Source organism: Pseudomonadota bacterium (genome assembly GCA_039033415.1).
Lineage (GTDB): Bacteria > Pseudomonadota > Gammaproteobacteria > Xanthomonadales > SZUA-38 > JANQOZ01.
The window spans coordinates 69,227-91,497 of sequence record JBCCCR010000009.1; the positions used below are offsets into that span (position 1 = coordinate 69,227).

Annotated in this window: 18 protein-coding genes; 1 reads left to right on the forward strand and 17 read right to left on the reverse strand. The window is 61.9% G+C overall.

Features of this window, described 5'->3' with window-relative positions; genetic code table 11:
• Window positions 1–27 precede the first annotated feature (27 nt).
• The 5 genes from AAF358_09195 to AAF358_09215 form a co-directional block, all read right to left on the reverse strand.
• Complete coding sequence (locus AAF358_09195; protein MEM7705714.1) at window positions 28–1,023, reverse strand: nitrilase-related carbon-nitrogen hydrolase; 996 nt, start codon at window positions 1,021–1,023, stop codon at window positions 28–30.
• Entirely contained in the window at window positions 1,020–1,502 is a 483-nt protein-coding gene (locus tag AAF358_09200; GenBank protein ID MEM7705715.1) for a nuclear transport factor 2 family protein, read from the reverse strand. The genes AAF358_09195 and AAF358_09200 overlap by 4 nt, the downstream gene beginning before the upstream one ends.
• A 30-nt stretch (window positions 1,503–1,532) precedes the next feature.
• Entirely contained in the window at window positions 1,533–3,446 is a 1,914-nt protein-coding gene (locus AAF358_09205) for a CBS domain-containing protein (protein ID MEM7705716.1), read from the reverse strand.
• A gap of 97 nt (window positions 3,447–3,543) precedes the next feature.
• Complete coding sequence (locus AAF358_09210; GenBank protein MEM7705717.1) at window positions 3,544–4,206, reverse strand: hypothetical protein; 663 nt, start codon at window positions 4,204–4,206, stop codon at window positions 3,544–3,546.
• Entirely contained in the window at window positions 4,148–4,663 is a 516-nt protein-coding gene (locus AAF358_09215; protein ID MEM7705718.1) for a polymer-forming cytoskeletal protein, read from the reverse strand. Before AAF358_09215 ends, AAF358_09210 begins: the two co-directional genes overlap by 59 nt.
• Before the next feature lie 157 nt (window positions 4,664–4,820).
• Between AAF358_09215 and AAF358_09220 the strand changes: the two genes are divergently transcribed.
• Window positions 4,821–6,497: an AMP-binding protein gene (locus tag AAF358_09220; protein ID MEM7705719.1), complete on the forward strand. Its 1,677-nt coding sequence runs from the start codon at window positions 4,821–4,823 to the stop codon at window positions 6,495–6,497.
• A gap of 3 nt (window positions 6,498–6,500) precedes the next feature.
• On the opposite strand, the gene AAF358_09225 is transcribed toward AAF358_09220, so the two are convergent.
• The 12 genes from AAF358_09225 to grpE all read right to left on the reverse strand — a co-directional run bounded on the left by AAF358_09225 (window position 6,501) and on the right by grpE (window position 22,228).
• A complete protein-coding gene (locus AAF358_09225) occupies window positions 6,501–6,851 on the reverse strand; it encodes a PilZ domain-containing protein (GenBank protein ID MEM7705720.1) in 351 nt (116 codons plus the stop codon).
• A 20-nt stretch (window positions 6,852–6,871) separates the two neighbouring features.
• Window positions 6,872–8,047 carry a DNA polymerase IV gene (dinB, locus tag AAF358_09230; GenBank protein ID MEM7705721.1) on the reverse strand — a complete coding sequence of 392 codons (1,176 nt, stop codon included), beginning with the start codon at window positions 8,045–8,047 and terminating at the stop codon, window positions 6,872–6,874.
• A gap of 24 nt (window positions 8,048–8,071) precedes the next feature.
• On the reverse strand, window positions 8,072–9,586 hold the full coding sequence (lysS, locus tag AAF358_09235; GenBank protein MEM7705722.1) for a lysine--tRNA ligase: 1,515 nt from the start codon (window positions 9,584–9,586) through the stop codon (window positions 8,072–8,074).
• Window positions 9,583–10,678 (reverse strand): peptide chain release factor 2 gene (gene prfB / locus AAF358_09240; GenBank protein MEM7705723.1). Its coding sequence is split into 2 segments (ribosomal slippage): window positions 9,583–10,605 and window positions 10,607–10,678, totalling 1,095 coding nucleotides; the frame shifts between segments, so codons are not numbered across the junction. Before prfB ends, lysS begins: the two co-directional genes overlap by 4 nt.
• 91 nt (window positions 10,679–10,769) lie before the next feature.
• Complete coding sequence (recJ, locus tag AAF358_09245) at window positions 10,770–12,485, reverse strand: single-stranded-DNA-specific exonuclease RecJ (protein MEM7705724.1); 1,716 nt, start codon at window positions 12,483–12,485, stop codon at window positions 10,770–10,772.
• 1 nt (window position 12,486) lies between these two features.
• On the reverse strand, window positions 12,487–12,966 hold the full coding sequence (greA, locus tag AAF358_09250; GenBank protein MEM7705725.1) for a transcription elongation factor GreA: 480 nt from the start codon (window positions 12,964–12,966) through the stop codon (window positions 12,487–12,489).
• Window positions 12,963–16,184: a carbamoyl-phosphate synthase large subunit gene (carB, locus tag AAF358_09255; GenBank protein MEM7705726.1), complete on the reverse strand. Its 3,222-nt coding sequence runs from the start codon at window positions 16,182–16,184 to the stop codon at window positions 12,963–12,965. Before carB ends, greA begins: the two co-directional genes overlap by 4 nt.
• Window positions 16,177–17,316 carry a glutamine-hydrolyzing carbamoyl-phosphate synthase small subunit gene (carA, locus tag AAF358_09260; GenBank protein ID MEM7705727.1) on the reverse strand — a complete coding sequence of 380 codons (1,140 nt, stop codon included), beginning with the start codon at window positions 17,314–17,316 and terminating at the stop codon, window positions 16,177–16,179. Before carA ends, carB begins: the two co-directional genes overlap by 8 nt.
• A gap of 196 nt (window positions 17,317–17,512) precedes the next feature.
• Window positions 17,513–18,307, reverse strand: coding sequence for a 4-hydroxy-tetrahydrodipicolinate reductase (dapB, locus tag AAF358_09265; protein MEM7705728.1), 795 nt, complete (start codon window positions 18,305–18,307; stop codon window positions 17,513–17,515).
• On the reverse strand, window positions 18,307–19,416 hold the full coding sequence (gene dnaJ / locus AAF358_09270) for a molecular chaperone DnaJ (GenBank protein ID MEM7705729.1): 1,110 nt from the start codon (window positions 19,414–19,416) through the stop codon (window positions 18,307–18,309). The genes dapB and dnaJ overlap by 1 nt, the downstream gene beginning before the upstream one ends.
• A 32-nt stretch (window positions 19,417–19,448) precedes the next feature.
• Entirely contained in the window at window positions 19,449–21,380 is a 1,932-nt protein-coding gene (dnaK, locus tag AAF358_09275) for a molecular chaperone DnaK (GenBank protein ID MEM7705730.1), read from the reverse strand.
• A gap of 143 nt (window positions 21,381–21,523) precedes the next feature.
• Window positions 21,524–22,228 carry a nucleotide exchange factor GrpE gene (gene grpE / locus AAF358_09280; protein ID MEM7705731.1) on the reverse strand — a complete coding sequence of 235 codons (705 nt, stop codon included), beginning with the start codon at window positions 22,226–22,228 and terminating at the stop codon, window positions 21,524–21,526.
• Window positions 22,229–22,271 lie beyond the last annotated feature (43 nt).

The following is a 22,271-nucleotide window of genomic DNA, read 5'->3' on the forward strand; positions in this document are numbered from 1 at the left end:
AGCTAAAGCGGCAGCGAGCGTCGTCCGTCAGGACGTTTTGCTTTGGACAATTCGCTGCTTGAGGGATTCAATATGGATTTCCTGTTCCTGGCCATCCTGCCAGGCGTGCGCCGGGGTCAGTCCCGGCTCCTTCAAGTACGGATACGCTTCGCTGCGGGTATGAGCCCGCATGTCGTGGCCCTGGCGACGGGCACGCTCCTCGCGAAGCTGAGTGATGTTGATCGGCGCCACCACCACCTTTTCGCCCGGGCCAGGGTCTGCCTGGGCGAGGAGCCGTCCGTCATAGTCCACCACCATGCTGCCGCCCGGCCATCCAAAAGGCGGGTAGTTTTTCATATCCGCCGCCTGGTTTGAAGCCACCACGTAGGCCGTATTTTCCAGCGCCCGGGTCCGGTTGATCAGCGTCCACCAGTCCAGTGGGGCGGCCGTACCCCAGGGGTCCATGTAGGCTGAAACCCGCACCAGGATTTCTGCACCGTTGAACGTGAGCTGACGAAGCACCTCAGGGAACAGCCAGTCGTAGCAGATCGCCACGCCGATCCGACCGATCTCCGTATCGGCCACGGGAAACAGCGGCTCGGGGTAATCGGCGACGTCGTGCGGGCTCGCATGCACCTCCCACGGGATCCAGGGATTGACCTTGCGATATTTCAGCAAGATGCCCTCAGGGCCAATCAGGACGGACGTGTTAAAAACGTGGGAAGGCCAGCGCGGATCAACCTCGAGAAAACTTCCCGACTGCAGGTAGATATTCAGCTCACGGCATAGCTCGTGATATTGAGCGGTGTGTTCATTGGGTACCTCAACCGCGAGGTGCTTGAGCAAGGCCGAGGGGGAGTCGTGAATCGGCGCCGCGTGGGCAAACTCTGGGAAGCTGAACAACCGGACGTCGTGAAATGGCCCATAGCCTTCGACCGTCTGACGGATGATGGTGCACATCCGATCCACCCGCGAGGCGATTTCCCTGCGATGGACCGGATTGGGAAAATTGGTTTGGCAGGCGGCCGCGTAGAAAAGCGTCATCGCCAGTCGGCGCTAATCAGGCGCCAGCCGTCGTCGGTATCGACCCAGCCGGCGGTGACTTCCAGGAGCTCAGCGTTCTCGGGCAGCCAGGCTCGCGGACCCCCGGTCAACAGCACTTTCATGGTGGTGGTGGCGCGCTGATCCATCAGAGTCAGGTCGAGGTCGGTGATCGTGCTGCCAATATTCTGATGCGTCATCATCTGCATGCGCAAAATGCCGTCGAGCGAGCGTCGGTCGAACTGGCCCCGCTGGCCGCCAAAATTGCTGTCGACCCGCTCCATAAAAGCGCCGCGATCGCCGTTTTCGGCCGCCTCCTGCATGGCGTTTATGGTGTCTCGAAGTCGCTGCTCGGCCGGCGCACGCTCGCAGCCGGCAAGAAGGAGCGCTGCCGCAAGCGCCACGCACGTCGCGGCGACGTTGCGGCCGATGCTCATCATATTCAGAAAACCGCTCAGGCGCGGCCACGGTGCTACGGTCATTCCGATCCGCCAAACGGTCGACGCGCCGTCTTACTGATCTTCAAGAATCGCCTCCAGCACCTGGCCAGCGACGTCGATCAGGTCAGCCTCCGTGACCACCCCCACCAGCTTGCGATCCTTCACCACCGGCAGACAGCCAATACCCCGATCTCTCAGGTAGCGAATAGCGTCTACCGTGCGGCAGTCCGGCGCCACGCAGAACGGGTCAGGCTCCATAATGTCTCGCACCGGCGCCGACTGCTCGTTTTGCCTCAGCCCGCGAGCCACAATCCGCAGGAGATCGTGGTGCGAGACCAGCCCGACCAACTCCCCGCTGTCGTCTTCGACCGGCACGTGGCGAATGTGTTTCCACTCCATCAAGCTGGCCGCAAAATCCACCAGGTCATCCGCTCGCACCGTAAACAGATCGGTGGTCATAAACTGGCTGACCGAGCGGTAGCTGTCGCGCCAGTCGAGGCTTTCGGTGACCTGGGCGATGGGCCATTCGCTAACGGGCGTCTCGTCGCGCTGATTCACGACAATAGCCTCGGTCAGGTTGCGCATTTTTTGATCGGTGGTGCGCCCGCCGCCCATGGCCTCCAGCGAGCTCATCACCCACCGGGACCCGGTCTGGCGGGTCTCCAGGCGCCGTTCGATGACGCCCATGTATCGATCGATGTCGGCGGCATCGATGCCGACACGCTTAAGGCCCGACCGCGCCCGCGGAACCAGCTGATCACGCAGCAGATCGACGGCGCTGATCCCCTCTTCATCCAGCCAGGTGAATTGAGACCGCAGTCCGTTGGTGGCCGCCGCAAAAAAGTTGGAACGCGCGTCTTCAAACTTGAGACGCTGCGTGATCTCCTCCGCCTCGTCCGCGAGATCGGACATCAGGCCAAAAAACAGCGCCGAGTTTGCCACCTCGTCCAGGACCGTTGGCCCTGACGGCAGTATCCGATGTTCGATTCGCAGGTGCGGCTTGCCTTCGGTAATGCCGTAGCAGGCCCGGTTCCACCGGTAGACGGTGCCGTTGTGGAGACGCAGCGCGTTGAGTCCCGGCGCCCTGCCCGCCTCAATTTCTGCCATCGGATCGGCACCTGAGTCGGTGGTCAGCACCACGCGGAATCGAGCGATATCCTCCTGGAAAATCTCCAGCACCGATTTTTCGATCCAGTGGTCGCCAAAATGCACGCGAGGCTGCAGGCCACGGGAACGATGGACATCGGAGCGCGTGTCGATGGAGTGCTCAAAAACCGCGATCCGCGACTCCTGCCATAGTCGCTTGCCCAGCAGGGTCGGTGAGTTCACCGCTGCCGCCAAGACCGGGCCAGTAATCGCCTGCGCCACGTTGTAGAGGTTGGCAAACTCATCTGGCGCCACCTGAAAATGAATCTGAAACGACGCGTTGCAGGCCTCCAGCATCACGTTGTCGTGGGTGAGGTCCAGCCGGTCGGGTCCTTCGATATCGAGGTTGAACTCCGAGCCACGCAGCTGCCGGATAGCATCGTTCAACGCCCGGTAGCGCGGCATCGGCACCATGGAGTCGAGGCTGAGATGCGACTGCGCCAGCGTCGGCAAGATGCCGCAGAGGACCACCGCCTCACCGCGCGCAGCCGCCGCGCTGCGGGCGATTTCCATCACCTCCAGCGCTTCGTTCTCCATCCGCCGCAGGCAGTCTCCGCCCAGTTCCAGCGGCGAAAGATTAGCTTCGAGGTTGAATTTGCCGAGCTCGAAGGTAAAGCGCTCGTCGGTGATCGCTTCCATCATTTGCTCGGCGGTCATGCTGGGTTTTCGTGCGCGGTCAACCAGGAACATCTCCTGCTCCGCGCCGATACGCCGGATACCGGTTTCGAACAGGTTTCTGTTGAGCATCTCCTCCAAAGCGCGCAGGTCCGTCAGCAGCGCCTTCATAAAGTCGCGCTTGACCTGTTCGTTTGTGCTGGAATCGACTGACTGTTCGCCCATTGGCGCGCCCCTTATTCTGTGCCGTAAATCTGCAGAGCCATTGGTTTTCCGCCGGAGCGCCGGCTTTACCCCGGCCGAACGCGCCGCCCCGCGCCCATTATGAAAGCGCTGACCGGGTCAGCACAAATTCCTGCATGCCGTTGCGCAGCAGGAAGGAGCGATTTGGGGAAAAACTCGGCCAAGCGCGCTTCAGCACATTGGGGACATGGCGATCGGTGCGGGTAACCTCACTGCTGCCTGGATCGACAAGCAGCGTCGCCTCGTCCACCACGCTGTAGCGGCCCGGCTGGTCGGCGTAGGGCGTTCGGGTGGCCATGCATACCAGCAGCGGACAGGGCGTGCCGGTGTGCGCTTCAAGCCAGGTACCGAGCACGGACAGCTCATCCGAGGCCATGTAGTTTGGCAGGTCCCAGGCCAGTACACCGTCGAAAGGACCCCAGTCGCGATAGGCCTCAAGCGCCATTTCGAAAGCGGTGCCCTTAAGCGAGATGTCGAGATCCATGACGCTGAAGCTGGCGCCGAGCTTTTGGAAGAACCCTAGGGTCTGAGCATGGACCTTTCCCAGATCCAGGATACGGGGTGATTCGAGCCCGCTTTGCGCCAGGCTCTCGATCCAAAGCTTGAAAGCCCGCGATTCGTAGCCGACGGGCGCATCAGAAGCTGGGTCCGAGGCATCCGGACCCAGCGGTTGAAACTGGGTTTCAGACTTTCCCGGGAAGCTTCGCGTCAGTAGTCGGGCCAGCAGGTTTGGCATTGTCACCTGAGTCTTTTTTGGCGGCCGGAGCCGGCGCGGAGGCGGGTCGGTTCTTGGGCGACATATCGATATTGCCCTTGAACTGGGCCCCGTCTTCCAGCCCTACTCTCGGAGCCTGTATGTTACCCAAAACATGACCGGAACGGCGCACTTCAATCTGTTCTTCGCCGACCAGGTCACCTTCGACGCGACCCTCAACGATGATGACGGCCGCTTTGATGTGCGCCTTCACCACGCCGCTGCCGCCCACGGTGACCACGTTGTCCGGCAAGGCAATGTCGCCTTCAACCTTCCCCTCAACCAGCAGGTCTTCGGTGCCGGCAATGTTGCCATTGACCGTCAGCGAGCTGCCGATGACGGCCGGCGGAGCGGTCGAAAAACTCGCGGTGCCGGCGCTCTCCTGGCCGCCGGCCTCAGCGAACGGGGGAGCGCTGGATTTGTCACTTTCGTCTTTTTTCCACATGGCTGGTCTGCCTTACTCTCAATGAATGGTCCGAAGGCCGGAGTCTAGCGCCAAAATCTCTCAATTGCTGCCACCTGGACCACAGAAATTTGCGGGATTGTCCAAGCCTGCTGACCCCACCCCCGCAATGCTATATTACCGCGCTCGATCCTCACGCATGGTAGGCACCGACTTGAAACCCTGGCTATCGAACTACACCGAAGGCGTACCGGAATTCATCGACATCAGCGAGTTCAACTCCATCGTTGACGTGCTGGAGCAGACGGTTGCGAAGTTCGCCGACCGACCGGCGTACTCCAACATGGGCAAGACGCTGAGCTATCGCGACCTGGACCGCCTCAGCAGCCAGTTTGGCGCGTATCTCAAACACGAACTCGGCCTTCAGCCCGGTGAGCGGATGGCCATCATGATGCCGAATCTGCTGCAGTACCCGATCGTGCTGTTCGGCGCCCTCCGGGCCGGCTTGACGGTGGTCAACACCAATCCGCTCTACACCGCCAGGGAACTCAAACATCAGCTCAACGACTCTGGAGCGGTGGCGGTGCTGGCGCTGGAAAACTTTGCCGCAACGCTTGAGAAGGTGGTGCCCGAAACCGGTGTAAAGCATGTCCTGCTGACCGCCTTGGGAGACTGCCTGGATTTTCCCAAGCGGCAGATCACCAATTTTGTCGTCAGACACGTCAAAAAGCTGGTCCCTGCGCACGGCCTGAACAACGCCACGTGGTTTAACGACGCGCTCGCGAAAGGCAAAGGTCATTCGCTGACCAAGGCGGAGCTGGATCACGGCAGCCTGGCGTTTTTGCAGTACACCGGTGGCACCACGGGCGTTGCCAAGGGCGCCATGCTCTCGCACGGCAACATTGTCGCCAACATGCAGCAATCGTCAGCCTGGGTTGGCACGGCCATCGAGCCGGGGCAAGAAGTCATTATTACCGCCCTGCCGCTGTACCATATCTTCGCGCTCACCTCGAACTGCCTGGTCTACATGAAGTTTGGCGCGCACAACCACCTGATCACCAACCCCCGCGATATGGACGGGTTTGTCGATGAGCTGGGGAAAATTCCGTTTACGACCCTCACCGGGGTCAACACCCTGTTCAACAGCCTGCTCAACCACCCGCGCTTTGGCCAGCTGGATTTTTCAACGCTTAAGGTGACCCTGGGTGGCGGCATGGCGGTACAGCGGGCGGTTGCGGAGCGCTGGAAAGAGGTCACGGGCTGCCCCCTCGTCGAAGCCTACGGACTGACGGAAACCTCTCCGGGCGCCTGTATCAACCCGGTGCACATGCAGGAATACAACGGTTATATCGGCCTGCCGATTTCCTCGACCGAAGCGGTCATCAAGGACGAAGACGGAAATAACCTGCCTCCCGGCGAGTCGGGAGAGCTGTGCATTAAAGGCCCACAGGTGATGCAGGGTTACTGGCAGCGTCAGGAGGAGACCGACAAGGTGATGACCGACGACGGCTACCTGCGCACCGGCGACATGGCCGTGATGACCGAAGACGGTTTCTTTAAGATCGTCGATCGCAAGAAGGACATGATCCTCGTTTCAGGCTTTAACGTGTATCCCAATGAAATTGAGGATGTGGTGGCCGCCCATCCGGGTGTCGTTGAGGTGGCTGCGATCGGCCAACCCGATGACAAATCGGGTGAAGTCGTCAAGATCTGTGTCGTCAAGAAAGATCCGGAGCTGACCGAAAAAGCGCTGCGCGATTATTGCAAAGAGCAGCTGACTGGCTACAAGGTGCCGCGAGTTGTGGTGTTTATGGATGAACTGCCCAAGACCAACGTCGGCAAGATTCTGCGCCGCGAGCTGCGCGACAGCCAGTAGCGATTACTCGGCGCTGCGCTCGGCGTCCAGGGCATCCGCGTAGGCGCCAAGCAGCGTCCAAAGCGGCACCTCACTCTCGGGCGGGATGTGGGAGAACTCAAGGCCGACGTTCTCCCGATCGTAGCGCACCACCTTGCCGAACAGCGCGATCGTCTTCTGTTCGGCCAGCAGCAGCTCCACGCTCATCTCGTCACCGAGCGAACCCTCCCAATCGTCCGGTCGGCGCATCAGCAAGCCGCTGGCAGAGATATCAACCACCTCGCTGTCCCAGAGTTCACCCTGGCGCAGCACCACGACCTCGGCGCGAAGGCTCATGCGCCGATAGCGAGTGCCGATGTCTTTCTGCTTGAGCATGGCTGGTCAGTATACCCGGTCTAATCCTGAGTTTTGCCCGGTGGTTTGACGAGCGCTGCCGGTTTGAGTCCAGCGTCCTGAAAGCGCTCGCTGATCCGATCTTTGAGCTTGTCGATGGTTGCCGACTCGCTCGGACCAAACAGATCGTCCTGGCGCTGACTTTCCTTTAGCTGACTGACGCCCACGCCCAGCAGGCGAATCGCGCAGTCTGGATGCCTGCGCCACCAGCGGCTGAACAACCCTCGGGCAGCCCGGCTGATGCTTTGATCGTCATCGACGGCCGTGTGCAGCGAAAGCTGGCGGCTGAGCGTGGTGAAATCTGCAAGGCGAATCTTTACCCGAACCACCTGCCCGCTGATGCCCTTGCGACGCAGGCGCGCGCCGACCGCCGCGGATAGACTCAAGAGCTGGCGGTCACAGGCGTCAAATTCGGTGAGATCGCGGCCGTAGGTTTCCTCATGGCTGACCGACTTGTCCTCACGGTCCGGCACTACCGGCCGCTCGTCGAGCCCCTGTGCCAGCTCGCTCAGACGATCCGCGTGTTTCCCCAAAAGCGACCGGAGGCGTCCGTCCGGCTGCCGTCGAAGGTCGCCGATGGTGGTGACGCCGATGGTCGCCAGTCGCTCTGCGGCTTTTTTGCCCACCCCCCAGATCCGCCTGACCGGCAGCGGGTCGAGGAACGGCTGCGGCGGATGAGGCACTACCGTCAAGCCGTCGGGCTTGTCGAGATCTGACGCCACCTTCGCCAGGAACTTGTTGCTGGCCACCCCCACCGACGCAGTCAGGTTGAGCGTTTCGTCAATCCCCTGCCGGATCTTGGTTGCGATGTCGATTCCGCTGCCGTGGAGCTTTTTGCTGGCGGTCACGTCGAGGAACGCTTCATCGAGCGACAGCGCTTCGACCAGCGGCGTGTAGCGGTGAAAGACAGCAAAGACCTGGCGGGACACCTCGGCGTAGACTCCCATGCGATTGGGAACAATCAGCAGGTCGGCGCACAGCCGCCGGGCTCGCGACACCGGCATCGCCGAGTGAATGCCAAACCCTCGGGCCTCGTAGCTTGCGGCGGCAACCACACCCCGCGCACCGGCGCCGCCCACCACCAGCGGCTTGCCGCGAAGCTCGGGGTTATCCCGCTGCTCGACCGACGCGTAAAACGCATCCATGTCCACGTGGAGAATGGTGCGTAGCGCCGTCACGGTCTCAGCGGCGGCGGCCGGGAATCACTGAATTTTCTCCGGGCGCATGTAGGGGAACAGCAGCACATCTCGGATCGACGCTGAGTCGGTCAACAGCATCACCAGCCGATCGATGCCAATCCCCTCACCCGCCGCCGGCGGCATGCCGTATTCGAGCGCGCGGACATAGTCCGCGTCGTACTGCATCGCCTCCTGGTCGCCGGCTTCGCTGTTCGCCACCTGCTGCTGAAAGCGTCGGGCCTGATCTTCCGGATCGTTAAGCTCCGAGAAGCCGTTCGCAATTTCCCGACCGGCGATGATGAGCTCAAAGCGGTCCGTCAGCTCAGGATCGCTGTCGCTGCAGCGCGATAGCGGGGACACCTCGGTGGGATAGTCGGTGATGAAGGTCGGCTGAGTAAGCTCTCCCTCCACGGTCTTTTCGTAGATTTCGATCTGCAGCTTGCCCCAGCCCCAGCTGTCCTCGAGAGGAATTTGCAGACGCTCCGCGTGCCGACGCAGTATCGCCACGTCGCGCAGTTCGCTCTCCTGGATGTCCGGGTTATGGTCGAGCACCGCTTGGGCCACCGACAACCGGGTAAACGGCTGACCGAAGTCCAGATCCTGGCCTTGATAAGTCAGCGCCGTCTGGCCCAGCACGTGCTCTGCCAGCCCGCGCAGCAACGCCTCGGTGAGATCCATCAAATCGTGGTAGGTCGCGTAGGCCCAGTAAAACTCCAGCATGGTGAACTCGGGGTTATGCCGGGTCGACACACCTTCGTTGCGGAAATTCCGGTTGATCTCGAACACCCGCTCAAAGCCGCCCACCGTGAGGCGCTTTAGATAAAGCTCCGGCGCCACGCGAAGGTACAGATCGAGATTCAGGGCGTTGTGATGCGTGGTAAACGGTCTGGCCGCGGCGCCGCCGGCGATGTAGTGCATCATCGGGGTTTCCACTTCCAGAAATTCGCGCGCCTCAAAAAACTCGCGAATGTACTTCACGATCGCCGTCCGCTGACGAAACACCGCTCGCGAAGATTCGTTGACGATCAGGTCGACGTAGCGCTGGCGATAGCGCATCTCCTGGTCGGTCAGGCCGTGAAACTTTTCCGGGAGCGGCCGCAGGCATTTGCTGAGCAGCTTCAGCTCGCTGACCGCCACCGACAGCTCGCCTTTGTTGGTGCGATACATCACGCCAGTCAGGCCGACGACGTCGCCGAGATCCCAGCGTTTGAACTGCGCGTAGACGCCTTCCGGCAGGCCGTCGCGCTGCAGAAAGAGCTGGAGGTCACCGGACCCATCGCGCAGCGTGGCAAAACTCGCCTTGCCCATGACCCGGCGTGCCATCAGCCTGCCGGCCAGGCTGACCTCAAACGCGCCTTCTTCGAGCGCCTCCTTGGTGTGCTCACCGTACCGGCCCCGAAGCTCGGTACAGCGATTCGCCGGCGTGAAGCCGTTTGGATAGGCAATGCCGGCTTGACGAAGCTCCGAGAGCTTCTGGCGCCGCTCGGCGATGAGACGGTTTTCGTCTTCCGGTTGGTGGTTGTTGGAGTCGTCGCTCATAGTCCCTGCTTCAGGCTCGCCTCAATAAAGTTGTCCAGATCGCCGTCCAGCACCGCCTGCGTATTGCCGGTTTCGTGGGCGGTGCGAAGATCTTTGATCCGAGATTGATCCAGCACGTAGGAGCGGATCTGGCTGCCCCAGCCAATGTCGGACTTAGCGTCCTCTGCGGCCTGCTGATCCGCCTGCTGTTTCTGCATCTCCACCTCAAACAGCCGGGCCTTCAGCTGCTTCATGGCCGTGGCCTTATTCTTGTGCTGGCTACGGTCGTTCTGGCACTGCACCACAACGTTGGTTGGCAGGTGCGTGATCCGAACCGCCGATTCGGTCCGGTTGACGTGCTGACCGCCGGCGCCGCTGGCGCGATACACATCGATCCGCAGATCGGCGGGGTTGATATCAATTTCGATTGAGTCATCGATTTCCGGCGAGACAAACACCGCGGCAAACGAGGTGTGGCGACGGTTGCCCGAATCGAACGGCGACTTGCGCACCAGGCGATGTACGCCGGTCTCGGTGCGGGCCCAGCCAAAGCAGTAGTCACCCTTGACGTGGATTGTGGCGCTCTTGATGCCTGCGACGTCACCAGCAGAACACTCGATCAGTTCCGTATCCCAGCCGTGGCGTTCACACCAGCGCAGATACATGCGCAGCAGTATTTCAGCCCAGTCCTGGGCTTCGGTGCCGCCAGAGCCGGCCTGAATATCAATGAAGGCGTTGCCCGGGTCCATTTCCCCCGAAAACATGCGCTGGAATTCCAGCGCCGCCGTGGATTTTTCCAGCCGGGCCGCATCCTGCTCGACGGCGGTGACGGTTTCTTCGTCCTCTTCAGCCTCCGCCATTTCGAGCAGATCGACGGCGTCGGTCACCCCCTGACTGATTTCATCCAGCGTTTCGATGACGCCGCTTAAGCGCGACCGCTCCTGGCCGAGCTGCTGGGCGCGCTCGGGATCATTCCAGATCTCCGGGTTTTCCAGCTCAAGATTGACTTCGTCCAGACGCTCACGCTTTTCAGCGTAGTCAAAGATACCCCCTGAGCGCAGCCTCGCGCGTCGCGATATCGTCCAGTTGAGCTTTGAGCGGACCCAGTTCCATTGCGTTTTCCTGCACGCCAAAAAGCCGCGTATTGTAGCAGAGCCGACTGCCTCGTTTCGCGGTCAGCGAGCCCTATTCAGGTGGCCGACCTTCAGGCCGGCTGGAGGTGTCGGACGTTGAGCTGGAGCGATTGGCGACCACGAAACTCATTGAGTTCCAGCGCAAATACGAGGTGCAGGGCGTGGCCCAGATCGCGAACGTGGTCGGCATCGTAGCCGAACGCGATCGCGTCCACTTCAACGCCGTCGAGCTTCACGCGCATCTTGCTGTGTCCCCGGCCAACCCCGCGCAGGGTGACCACGCTTACCGGATTGTCGAACTGAGGCTCAGCAAACCCCTGCCCCCACGGACCGCCGCTGGCCAGGGCTTGTGCCAGCTCCGCCGAAAGGTCGTCAGCGCTCAACGGACCATCGGTGCGAAGGGTCTGCGTCAGCTGGTCGGCCTCCAGCCGCTGCGAGGCCACCGTTTCAAAGGCCGCTTCAAACGCCGCCAGGCTACGCTCGCTGAGAGTGAGTCCTGCCGCCATGGCGTGGCCACCAAACCGCTGGATCAACCCAGGCGCCCGCGCATCTACCTCAGCGATCGCGTCTCGGATATGAAAGCCACGAATCGATCGCGCCGAACCTTTCCACGTCTCGGCGCCGGGGGCTTCCGGCGCAAAGGCCACCACAGGCCGGTGATGGCGATCCTTCAGTCGCGACGCTACCAGCCCGACGATCCCCTGGTGCCACTGGGGGTCCCACAGGCTCAAAGAAAAGCGTTCGGACCAGTCAGGCGCTTCCGCCAGCCCGTCCGAGACCTCCAACGCCTGCGCCTGCATGTCGTCCTGCAGGCTACGCCGCTCGCTGTTCAGGCGATCGAGCTCCGCTGCCAGCGACGCGGCACGGTCCGGGTCATCGGTCGTTAGACACTCGATACCGGCCGCCATGTCTTCCAGCCGGCCGGCCGCATTCAGCCTCGGGGCCAGCCCAAACCCAAGGTCAGCCGCCGTCGCCCGCCCGAGATCCCGCCCCGCCGCCTGCGCCAGCGCCGAAATACCCGGGACGCAGCGGCCGGCGCGCATGCGTCGCAAACCGTTTTCGACCAGGATGCGATTGTTGACGTCCAGCTGGACGAGATCAGCGACCGTTCCCAGCGCAACAAGATCGAGCCATTGGCCCAGATTCACGTCCCCCGCCCTCGCCACGCCGCGGTCGACCAGTTCGGCCCGAACGGCCGCCAGCAGGTAGAACATCACGCCGACCCCGGCGAGATGTTTCGAAGGAAAGTGATCGTCCGGCAGATTGGGATTCACCACCGCGTTGGCTGCCGGCAGCTTGGGGCCCGGCAGGTGATGGTCAGTGATGACTACCTGCATCCCCAGATCGCGGGCGGCCTGGGTCCCGGCAAGGCTGGCGATGCCGTTGTCGACTGTCACGATCAGGTCCGGGCTCAGGTCCCGCAGGTGGGCCACAAGGCTCGGCGTCAGACCATAGCCGTCAGCAAACCGGTTGGGCACGCGAAAGTGCAGATCTGCGGCTCCCAGCGCTGCGAGACCCCGCATGGCCAGAGCGCTGCCGGTGGCACCGTCAGCGTCGAAGTCACCAACGATGACAATCCGCTGGTGCTGGGCGATCGCGTCAGCGGTCAGCGACGCGGCCTCAACGAGCCCACCGAGCGTCTCCCGGTGGTGCAGGCGGTTCAGTCGATGGTTGAGGTCGTCGAAGCGGTCGACGCCGCGAGCTAGGTAAACACGCTCTAAAACAGGATGAAGTTTACCGCTTAAATCATTGTTTTTAAGCGGTATTTCTCGACGTAAAATGCGCACATCAGGCGCTGTAGGAAACGCTCAGGATCTCGTACTCGCGCTCGCCGCCGGGCGCCACCACGTCTACGACGTCACCTTCTTCTTTGCCGATGAGGGCACGAGCGATAGGGGAACTGACGGAGATGAGCTGTTTCTGGATGTCAGCTTCTATATCGCCGACGATCTGATACTTGAGCTGCTTGCCCGACTCCAGGTCTTCCAGCTCAACCAGCGCGCCAAAAACCACCCGGGCACCCGGATTAAGCTTCGAGACGTCGATCACCTCAGCGTTGGACAGGGTGCGCTCCAGGTCCGAGATGCGACCCTCGATAAAACCCTGCTGCTCTTTCGCGGCGTGATACTCAGCGTTCTCCTTGAGATCGCCATGAGCCCGCGCCTCGGCAATTGCATTGATGACCGCTGGCCGCTCTTCGGATTTCAGCCGCTCAAGCTCTTTTCGAAGGCGTTCTGAGCCTTGCTTCGTGATGGGTGGACGTCTCATTTCTTCAGCTCCTGATGCAGATCGCCCAGCGCGTTAACCCGGGTCTTTTCCAGGTAGTCTAACGCGTGTAGCGTGGCTCGAGCGCCTGCAACGGTCGTTGAATAGTTGACCCGGAAGTTTAAGGCCTCCCGACGGATCGAGAAGGAGTCCTGGATCGCGCGGCGCCCTTCTGTCGTGTTGCAGATGAACTGCACCTCGTTGTTCTTGATGATATCAACAATGTGCGGGCGGCCTTCCTGGACCTTGTTGATCCTCTCACAGTCGATGCCGGCCGCGACCAGCGCCTTCCACGTGCCGTCGGTGGCGATCAGGCTAAAACCTTTCCGGATCAGGTCACGCCCCAGCGACAGGACCCGCGACTTGTCCGCGTCCCGCACGCTGATGAACGCCTGACCGCTGGTCGGCATCACCACTCCGGCCCCGACCTTTGCCTTGGCATACGCCGACCCGAAGGAACGACCGATGCCCATGACCTCTCCGGTGGACCGCATCTCCGGTCCGAGCAGCGGATCCACCCCCGGAAACTTGAGGAACGGAAACACCGGTTCTTTCACCGAGAAGAAGTCCGGCACCACCTCACTCTCGATGCCCTGGCTGGCCAGCGACTGGCCCGCCATACAGCGCGCCGAGACTTTGGCGAGCTGCACGCCACACGCCTTGGAAACAAAAGGTACAGTTCGTGAGGCCCGCGGATTGACCTCCAGCACAAAAATGGTGTCACCCTGAATGGCAAACTGCGTGTTCATCAGGCCCACCACCTTGAGCGCATGGGCCATTTTTTCGACCTGTTCGCGCAGCTTGTCCTGCATACCCGGACTCAGCGAGTGGGCCGGCAGCGAGCAGGACGAGTCGCCGGAGTGCACGCCGGCCTCCTCGATGTGTTCCATGATGCCGCCGATCACCACCTGCTCACCGTCACAGATCGCGTCGACGTCCACCTCGGTGGCATGATCCAGGAAGCGGTCCAGCAGCACCGGAGAGTCGTTGGACACCCGGACAGCCTCGGACATATAGCGCTTCAGATCGGTCTCGCCGTAGACAATCTCCATCGCCCGTCCGCCCAGCACGTACGAGGGCCGAACGACCAGCGGGTAACCAATCTCGCGGGCCAGCGCTAACGCCTCCTCAGCATTACGGGCCGTGCGGTTGGCCGGCTGACGCAGCTCAAGGTCTTTGAGCAGACGCTGAAACCGCTCCCGGTCTTCCGCCAGGTCGATGCTGTCGGGCTGGGTGCCGATAATCGGCACGCCGGCCGCTTCGAGCGCCCGGGCCAGCTTGAGCGGCGTCTGTCCGCCAAACTGGACGATGACGCCCTCAGGTTTTTCGAGCGCCACAATCTCCAGCACGTCCTCGAGCGTCAGTGGCTCGAAGTAGAGCCGGTCGGACGTGTCGTAGTCGGTTGAGACGGTCTCCGGGTTGCAGTTGACCATGATGGTCTCGAAGCCGTCATCCCGCAGCGCCAGTGCCGCGTGCACGCAGCAATAGTCGAACTCAATGCCCTGCCCGATACGATTCGGCCCGCCGCCGAGCACTATGATCTTGCGCCGGTCGGAAGGCTCCGACTCGCAGACCTGCTCATAGGTGGAGTACATGTAGGCCGTGGCTGACGAAAATTCGGCCGCACACGAGTCAACGCGCTTGTAAACGGGCCGGATGTTCAGGGAGTGGCGCAGATGACGAACGGCCTTCTCGTCGCTGTTGAGCAATTCGGCCATGCGCGAATCTGAGAAGCCAAGCCGCTTGTATTCGGTCAGGCGCTCGGCCGTCAGGTATTCGATGCCTTTCTCCTGAAGCGTTTGCTCCAGGCGTATCAGACGCTCGATCTGCGCAAGAAACCACGGATCGATGAACGTCAGGCGGTGCAGTTCATCCAGCGAATAACCAAAGCGGAATCCGTCTGCAACGTAGCGAATGCGGTCGGGGCCGGGCTGGCCGAGCTCCCGCGCCAGCTGGTCGCGAGACGCCTCGTCCTGGCTGTGAAGGATTGGCGTCAGGCCATCGCAGCCGGTCTCGAGGCTGCGCATCGCCTTTTGGAGCGATTCTGAGAAGGTGCGGCCGATGGCCATCGCTTCCCCCACCGACTTCATCTGGGTAGTGAGCCTCGCGTCCGCGTTGGCAAACTTCTCGAACGCAAAGCGGGGTATTTTGGTGACCACGTAGTCGATGGCAGGCTCAAACGATGCCGGCGTGGCGCCGCCGGTGATCTCGTTGGCCAGCTCGTCGAGCGTGTAGCCCACCGCGAGCTTTGCCGCCACCTTGGCGATGGGAAAACCGGTGGCTTTGGAGGCCAGCGCCGAGGACCGCGACACTCGCGGGTTCATCTCGATCACGATCATCCGGCCGTTCTTGGGATTGATCGCAAACTGCACGTTGGAGCCGCCCGTCTCTACCCCAATTCTGCGCAGCACCGCCAGCGAAGCGTCGCGCATCCGCTGGTATTCCTTGTCGGTCAGGGTCAGCGCCGGAGCAATGGTGATGGAGTCCCCGGTGTGAACACCCATGGGATCCAGGTTCTCGATCGAGCAGATGATGATGCAGTTGTCGGCCCGATCGCGGACCACCTCCATCTCAAACTCTTTCCAGCCGAGCACCGACTCCTCGATCAGCACCTGGTTGGTTCGCGACAGCTCAAGGCCACGCGTCACGATCTCAACAAACTCTTCGCGGTTGTAGGCGATACCACCGCCGCTTCCACCCATCGTGAAGGACGGGCGGATAATGATCGGGTAGCCATACTCCGGCTGACGCTCCAGCGCTTCTTCCAGGCTGCCGACGATCGTCGAGCGGCAAACCTCCAGATCGATATCGCGCATGGCGTCCGCAAAACGCTCGCGGTCCTCGGCCATGTCGATGGCGTCTGGCGAGGCGCCGATCAGCTGCACGCCGTGTTTATCGAGGACGCCGTTGCTCACCAGATCCAGGGCGCAGTTGAGGGCGGTCTGGCCTCCCATGGTGGGCAGCACCGCGTCGGGCTTCTCCACCTCAATAATTCGCTCAACCGACCGCCAGTTGATGGGCTCCACGTAAACCGCGTCCGCCGTTTCGGGATCGGTCATGATGGTTGCCGGGTTGGAGTTCACCAGGATGACCCGGTAGCCTTCCTCCCGCAGCGCCTTACAGGCCTGCGTACCCGAGTAATCGAACTCACAAGCCTGCCCGATCACAATCGGGCCCGCGCCGATAATCAGGATGTTTTTGATGTCAGAGCGCTTAGGCATTGGCGTGCTCCTTCATCAGGTCGATGAACTCATCGAACAGGGAGCGAATATCGTGAGGGCCCGGGCTGGCCTCCGGGTGCCCCTGAAAGCCAAAGGCCGGACTGGCGTTGTGCCGAACTCCCTGCAGCGACCCGTCAAACAACGAACGGTGGGTGGCCGTCAGGTGCTCGGGCAGCGTCTCTTCGTCGACCGCAAAGCCGTGATTCTGGCTGGTGATAAACACCCGGCCACTGGCCACTTCCGCCACCGGATGGTTGGCCCCGTGGTGGCCAAATTTCATCTTCACGGTCTTTGCCCCGCTCGCCAATGCGAGCAGCTGATGGCCCAGACAGATGCCAAAGGTGGGTACCTTCTGTTCGAGAAACGTCCTGATCGCGTCGATCGCGTAGGTGCAGGGCTCCGGGTCTCCCGGCCCGTTGGACAGGAACACGCCGTCTGGCTTGAGCGCCAGCGCCTCTGGGGCGGGCGTCTCGGCGGGCACCACCGTCAGCTCGCAACCGCGGTCCGCGAGCAGCCGAAGGATGTTTCGTTTGACCCCAAAATCGTAGGCCACCACCTTAAACGAGGTCGGTGCCGCCGTCCGAAACGCGTTGGCGTCCAGATCGAAGCCGCCTTCGCTGAAAGCATAAGGCTTCTCGGTGGTAACGACCCGCGCCAGATCCATGCCCTTCAGACCAGGAAAGCTGCGGGCCTTTTCCACCAGCACCTCCGGGTCAAGGTCCTCGCCGACCCCGATGCAGCCATTCTGCGCTCCGCCGTCGCGCAGCAGCCGCGTCAGGTGACGGGTATCGATATCCCAGATGCCCCGAATCTGCTCGCTGAGCATGTATTGACCCAGATCGGTTTCGCTGCGCCAGCTGCTGGCCCGTAGGGGCAGGTCCCGGATAATCAGTCCGGCGGCGGCAGGGACACCGCTCTCGCGATCGGAGTCGTTGCAGCCCGTGTTGCCGATGTGCGGACAGGTCAGCGTGACGAGCTGGCGGCTGTAGGACGGATCCGTCAGGATCTCCTGGTAACCCGACATAGCGGTGTTGAACACCACCTCGCCGTCACTGACGCCGTCGGGGCCAAGACCGCGCCCGTGAAAAACGGCGCCGTCAGCCAGCGCGAGTACTGCGGGCCGGGAACTCATGAAAGTGGAAAAAGGACGGCCGGAGCGCGATGCGGGGCCAATGCAGAACGGAGCAGAGATGACGTATTCACGGGCGTGGAAGTTTACGCAAGCGGGGCGCTGGCGTCTATCGCCAAACCAGAGATTTTTGCCGAGTGGACCCTACGGTTTTTTCTGTGGATTGGGCCTGCGAGACGAACGGTTCGGCCCAAATGCGCTATCCGTAGACGTCGGTGAGAGCGTAGCGTCCGGGCGGCTGTTTGACGATCCAGCGGGCTGCCGCCAGGGCGCCGTCAACAAAGGCGGCGCGTGACGCCGCGCGATGGGTCAGCTCCAGGCGCTCGTGCTCAAGCGCCACGTGAACCGTATGGTCTCCCACCACCTCACCACCCCGTAAGCCGGTGATGCCGATCTCCCCGGGAACCCGACTGGCGTCCGCACCCTGGCGCAGCACCTGGACCACGTCCGCCGGGGTCTGGCCGCGAGCGCTCGCCACCGCTTCGGCCAGCGCCAGGGCCGTCCCCGACGGGGAATCTTTCTTATGGCGGTGGTGCATCTCCACAATTTCGACGTCAGCTTGCTCGCCGAGCGCTGCCGCGACCTCGCGGCAGAGACGGGTGAGCAGCGCAACCCCGGGGCTCATATTGGCCGCCCACAACACCGGGACGGATTCCGCCGCCTCATCGAGGGCCTTTTGCTGAGCTTCGTCCAGGGCGGTGGTGCCGGAAACTACGGGAATCTTTCGCTCAGCGCACTGCGGGAGCCAGTACTCGAGCACCTGCGCGTTGGAAAAGTCGATTAGAACGTCCGCTTCGTTGAGCGTGGACCCGGCGACAACATCAATCGGCCCCAGGCCCGCGAGGTCTCCGATGTCACGGCCATAAAGCGGGCTTTCGCGCCGCACCAGGGCGCTGCTGAGCGTCAAATCTTCCGCTTCGTGAACGCGGGTGACCGTCTGCAGGCCCATGCGGCCTGCGGCACCCAGCACGGCAATCGCGAGAACGCCGCTCATTAGGTCATGTTGTCAAAGAACTGCTTGACGGAATCGACCCAGGACGAGCTTTTGGGATGGCTGGTGCTTTCGCCCAGGCTTTCCTCAAACTCCTTCAGTAGCTCTTTCTGCCGGGCGTTGAGCTTGACCGGCGTTTCAAGCACCACGCGGCACATCAGATCACCCTTGGCGTGACTGCGCACCGACTGAACGCCCTTGCCGCGCAGCCGGAAGGTCCGGCCGGTCTGGGTCTCCGACGGCACCTTGAGCATGACGTGGCCGTCCAGCGTGGGCACCTTCAGCTCACCGCCGAGGGCGGCGGTGCCGATGCGGATGGGGATCTCGCAGTACAGATTATCCCCCTCGCGATGGAAGATCGGATGGGTGCGAACCTGGACCTCGACATACAGATCTCCGGCCGGTGCGCCACGCTCCCCGGCCTCTCCTTCACCGGACAGGCGGATGCGGTCGCCATCGTCGACGCCGGCGGGAATTTTCACGGACAGCGTCTTCGTGTCCTTGATCCTGCCCACGCCGCCGCAGTTGTCGCAAGGCGTTTCGATGACCTGCCCGCGCCCGTGACAGGTCGGACAAGTCTGCTGGACCGAAAAGATCCCCTGCTGCATGCGCACCTGACCCACACCACCACAGGTCTGACATGTCCGCATCTTGCCGTCTTTGGAGCCGGTACCGTTGCAGACGTGACAGTTGACGGTGGTGGGAACCCGAATCTCTTTGGTGACCCCGGACACCGCCTCCTCGAGATCGAGCTCGATCGGAAAGCGCAGGTCGGCTCCGCGACGACTCTGCTGGCGGCGACGCCCGCCGCCACCAAAGATATCGCCGAAGATGTCGCCGAAGATATCACCGACGTCCCCACTGAAGCCGCCACCCATCCCGGCCTGATTGCTCACGCCGTCGTGGCCGAACTTGTCGTAGGCGGCCCGCTTCTGGCTGTCGGACAGCACCTCGTAGGCCTCCTTGGCCTCCTTAAACTTTTCCTGAGCGGCCGCATCATCCGGATTTCGGTCCGGATGATGCTTCATGGCCAGGCGCCTGAAAGCTTTCTTCAGGGCCGCCTCATCGGCGTCACGATCGACGCCCAGCACTTCGTAATAGTCGCGCTTCATGCCCGCTCAGCCAGCCAGGATCAGATCCTGACTTACTTGTCCTCCTTGACCTCTTCGAACTCCGCGTCAACAACCTGATCGTCACCGCCGTTGCCGCCGGCAGCGCCGCCATCCGCAGCACCCTCAGCGCCCGCCTGCTCAGCCTGAGCTTTTTCAGCCGCTTTGGTCAGCAGTACAGCGGCTGCCTGCTGCAGTTCTTCAGCCTTGTTGTCGATCGCTTCTTTGTCGTCACCGCTCAGCACTTCCTCGAGCGCGGTGGCGGCCGTCTCGATATTGCTTTTCTCTTCGTCGCTAAGCGATTCACCCAGCTCCGTGAGGCTCGACCGCGTGGTGTGCAGCACCGCGTCCGCCGCGTTGCGAGACGTGACCAGCTCCTGGAACTTGCGGTCTTCGTCTTTGTGCAGCTCGGCGTCTTGCACCATACGCTCGATCTCTTCTTCGCTAAGGCCAGAGCCCGCCTTGATCTCGATGCGCTGTTCTTTGGCGGTGGCCTTGTCCGTGGCGCGCACGTTGAGGATACCGTTGGCGTCGATGTCGAACTCCACCTCGATTTGCGGCATGCCGCGGCCGGCCGGCGGAATGCCCGCCAGGTCAAAACGCGCCAGCGACTTGTTGGCCTGCGCCTGATCACGCTCGCCCTGCAGCACGTGCACGGTGACCGCGGTCTGATTGTCTTCCGCCGTTGAGAAGATCTGCGATGCCTTGGTCGGAATCGTCGTATTTTTCTCAATGAGCTTGGTCATCACACCGCCCATGGTTTCAATACCGAGCGACAGCGGTGTGACGTCGAGCAGCAGCACGTCGGTCACGTCGCCCGCCAGCACGCCACCCTGCACCGCCGCACCGATGGCGACCGCTTCGTCGGGGTTCACGTCCTTGCGCGGTTCGCGGCCAAAGAACTCCTGAACCACTTCCTGCACCTTTGGCATCCGGGTCTGGCCACCGACGAGGATTACTTCGTTGATGTCACCCACCTTCAGGCCAGCATCGTTCAATGCCGTCCGGCACGGGCCGATCGTCGACTTGACCAGCTCCTCAACCAGCGACTCGAGCTTGGCTCGGGTGAGCTTGATGTTGAGGTGCTTCGGGCCGGTCTGGTCGGCCGTGATGTACGGGAGGTTGACCTCGGTCTGCTGGCTGGAAGACAGCTCGATCTTGGCCCGCTCGGCGGCTTCCTTGAGACGCTGGAGCGCCAGCGGATCGTTACGGAGGTCAATGCCCTGATCCTTTTTGAACTCATCCACCAGGTAGTCAATGAGCCGCAGGTCGAAGTCTTCACCACCCAGGAAGGTGTCACCGTTGGTGGCGAGCACTTCAAACTGCTTCTCGCCGTCAACGTCAGCAATTTCGATGATGGAGACGTCGAAGGTACCGCCACCCAGGTCATAGACCGCAATCTTGCGATCGCCGCCTTTCTTGTCCAAGCCGTAGGCCAGCGCTGCCGCTGTCGGCTCGTTGATGATCCGGCGTACATTCAGCCCGGCAATCTTGCCGGCGTCTTTGGTGGCCTGGCGCTGTGAGTCGTTGAAGTAGGCCGGGACCGTGATCACAGCCTCGTCGACCGATTCACCGAGGTAATCCTCCGCGGTTTTCTTCATTTTCATCAGCACCCGAGCGGACACTTCCGGCGGAGCCATCTTCTTGCCGTTGGCTTCCACCCACGCGTCGCCGTTGTCGGCCTTGACGATGGTGTAAGGCACCATGTCTTTATCCTTCTGCACGACCTTCTCGTCGTACTTCCGGCCGATCAGTCGCTTGACGGCGTAAAGGGTGTTGGTCGGGTTGGTCACCGCCTGACGTTTGGCGGGCTGGCCAACCAGCACCTCCTCGTCTTTGGTGAAGGCCACAATGGACGGGGTCGTGCGATCCCCTTCCGCGTTTTCGATGACCCTGGCCTGATCGCCCTCCATGACGGCGACACACGAATTGGTGGTACCCAGGTCGATGCCGATTATTTTGCCCATCAGATCGCTCCAAAAAATAACTGAGAGTGGTTTGGCTTCCCCGGGCATCAGACCCGATGGTTAGCACATTTCTAAACTGTTCAACTATGTGGGGATTGTGTGAGGAAATTCCAATTCTTTGTCGGAAGTTTCCGGCGAACGCGCTAACCCTCGGGCGGCGCCTGCGCTACGAGTACTCTGGCGGGCCGCAGCAGCCGGCCGTTGAGCACAAAACCCTTTTGCACCACCTGGACCACCGAGTCGGGTTCACACTCCGCTGTGGGTATCATGCTGAGCGCTTCGTGACGCTCCGGATCGAACGGCTGGCCGTCCGGCACCACTTCTTCGAGACCGTGTTTGGCGAGGACCTTGTTCAGCATCTTGAAGGTGAGCTCCGTGCCTTCCTTCATCTGTTCGATGGTGACCTGTTCCCCTTCTGCGGCGAGCAGCCCACGCTCGAGGCTTTCGATCACGTCGATCATGTCGGTCATCAGCTTTTCGAGCGCAAACTTGCGCGCGTTGTCGGCGTCCCGCGCAGCCCGCTTGCGGACGTTGTCCATCTCCGCCCGAGCGCGCAACGTTTCATCAACCGCCTTCTGCCGTTCACTTTGCGCCTGCTCGAGCAACTTCGCTGGATCGATGGCTTCAGGCTCTGCAGTCCCAGGCGCCTCTTCAGCTTCGCCGCCCTCGAGACCCTCGGCCTGCGTTTCGGCACCTCCTGAACCCTTGGTCGGCGCGTCTTCAGCGGCAAACACCGACGCCCCCTCGGCACCCTCAGGGTTCTGCGCGGACGCCTGTTCAGCGGCATCGCCGGCTGGCTGACCGCTTGGCTGCGTTTCGGGCTCGGATCTATCTTGCGGACTATTCATTCCCTACTCCCTTGTTCTGGGTCTGCAGGCCCGACCGACGCCG

What these genes read in the sequence shown, in the direction of transcription:
- dapB (MEM7705728.1), bottom strand. Translation starts at nt 18,307, where the DNA reads ATGAGCGGCGTTCTCGCGATTGCCGTGCTGGGTGCCGCAGGCCGCATG.
- AAF358_09195 (MEM7705714.1), bottom strand. Translation starts at nt 1,023, where the DNA reads ATGACGCTTTTCTACGCGGCCGCCTGCCAAACCAATTTTCCCAATCCG.
- AAF358_09215 (MEM7705718.1), bottom strand. Translation starts at nt 4,663, where the DNA reads ATGTGGAAAAAAGACGAAAGTGACAAATCCAGCGCTCCCCCGTTCGCT.
- carB (MEM7705726.1), bottom strand. Translation starts at nt 16,184, where the DNA reads ATGCCTAAGCGCTCTGACATCAAAAACATCCTGATTATCGGCGCGGGC.
- dnaJ (MEM7705729.1), bottom strand. Translation starts at nt 19,416, where the DNA reads ATGAAGCGCGACTATTACGAAGTGCTGGGCGTCGATCGTGACGCCGAT.
- lysS (MEM7705722.1), bottom strand. Translation starts at nt 9,586, where the DNA reads ATGAGCGACGACTCCAACAACCACCAACCGGAAGACGAAAACCGTCTC.
- AAF358_09200 (MEM7705715.1), bottom strand. Translation starts at nt 1,502, where the DNA reads ATGACCGTAGCACCGTGGCCGCGCCTGAGCGGTTTTCTGAATATGATG.
- grpE (MEM7705731.1), bottom strand. Translation starts at nt 22,228, where the DNA reads ATGAATAGTCCGCAAGATAGATCCGAGCCCGAAACGCAGCCAAGCGGT.
- AAF358_09220 (MEM7705719.1), top strand. Translation starts at nt 4,821, where the DNA reads ATGGTAGGCACCGACTTGAAACCCTGGCTATCGAACTACACCGAAGGC.
- dnaK (MEM7705730.1), bottom strand. Translation starts at nt 21,380, where the DNA reads ATGGGCAAAATAATCGGCATCGACCTGGGTACCACCAATTCGTGTGTC.
- AAF358_09205 (MEM7705716.1), bottom strand. Translation starts at nt 3,446, where the DNA reads ATGGGCGAACAGTCAGTCGATTCCAGCACAAACGAACAGGTCAAGCGC.
- AAF358_09225 (MEM7705720.1), bottom strand. Translation starts at nt 6,851, where the DNA reads ATGCTCAAGCAGAAAGACATCGGCACTCGCTATCGGCGCATGAGCCTT.
- greA (MEM7705725.1), bottom strand. Translation starts at nt 12,966, where the DNA reads ATGAGACGTCCACCCATCACGAAGCAAGGCTCAGAACGCCTTCGAAAA.
- carA (MEM7705727.1), bottom strand. Translation starts at nt 17,316, where the DNA reads ATGAGTTCCCGGCCCGCAGTACTCGCGCTGGCTGACGGCGCCGTTTTT.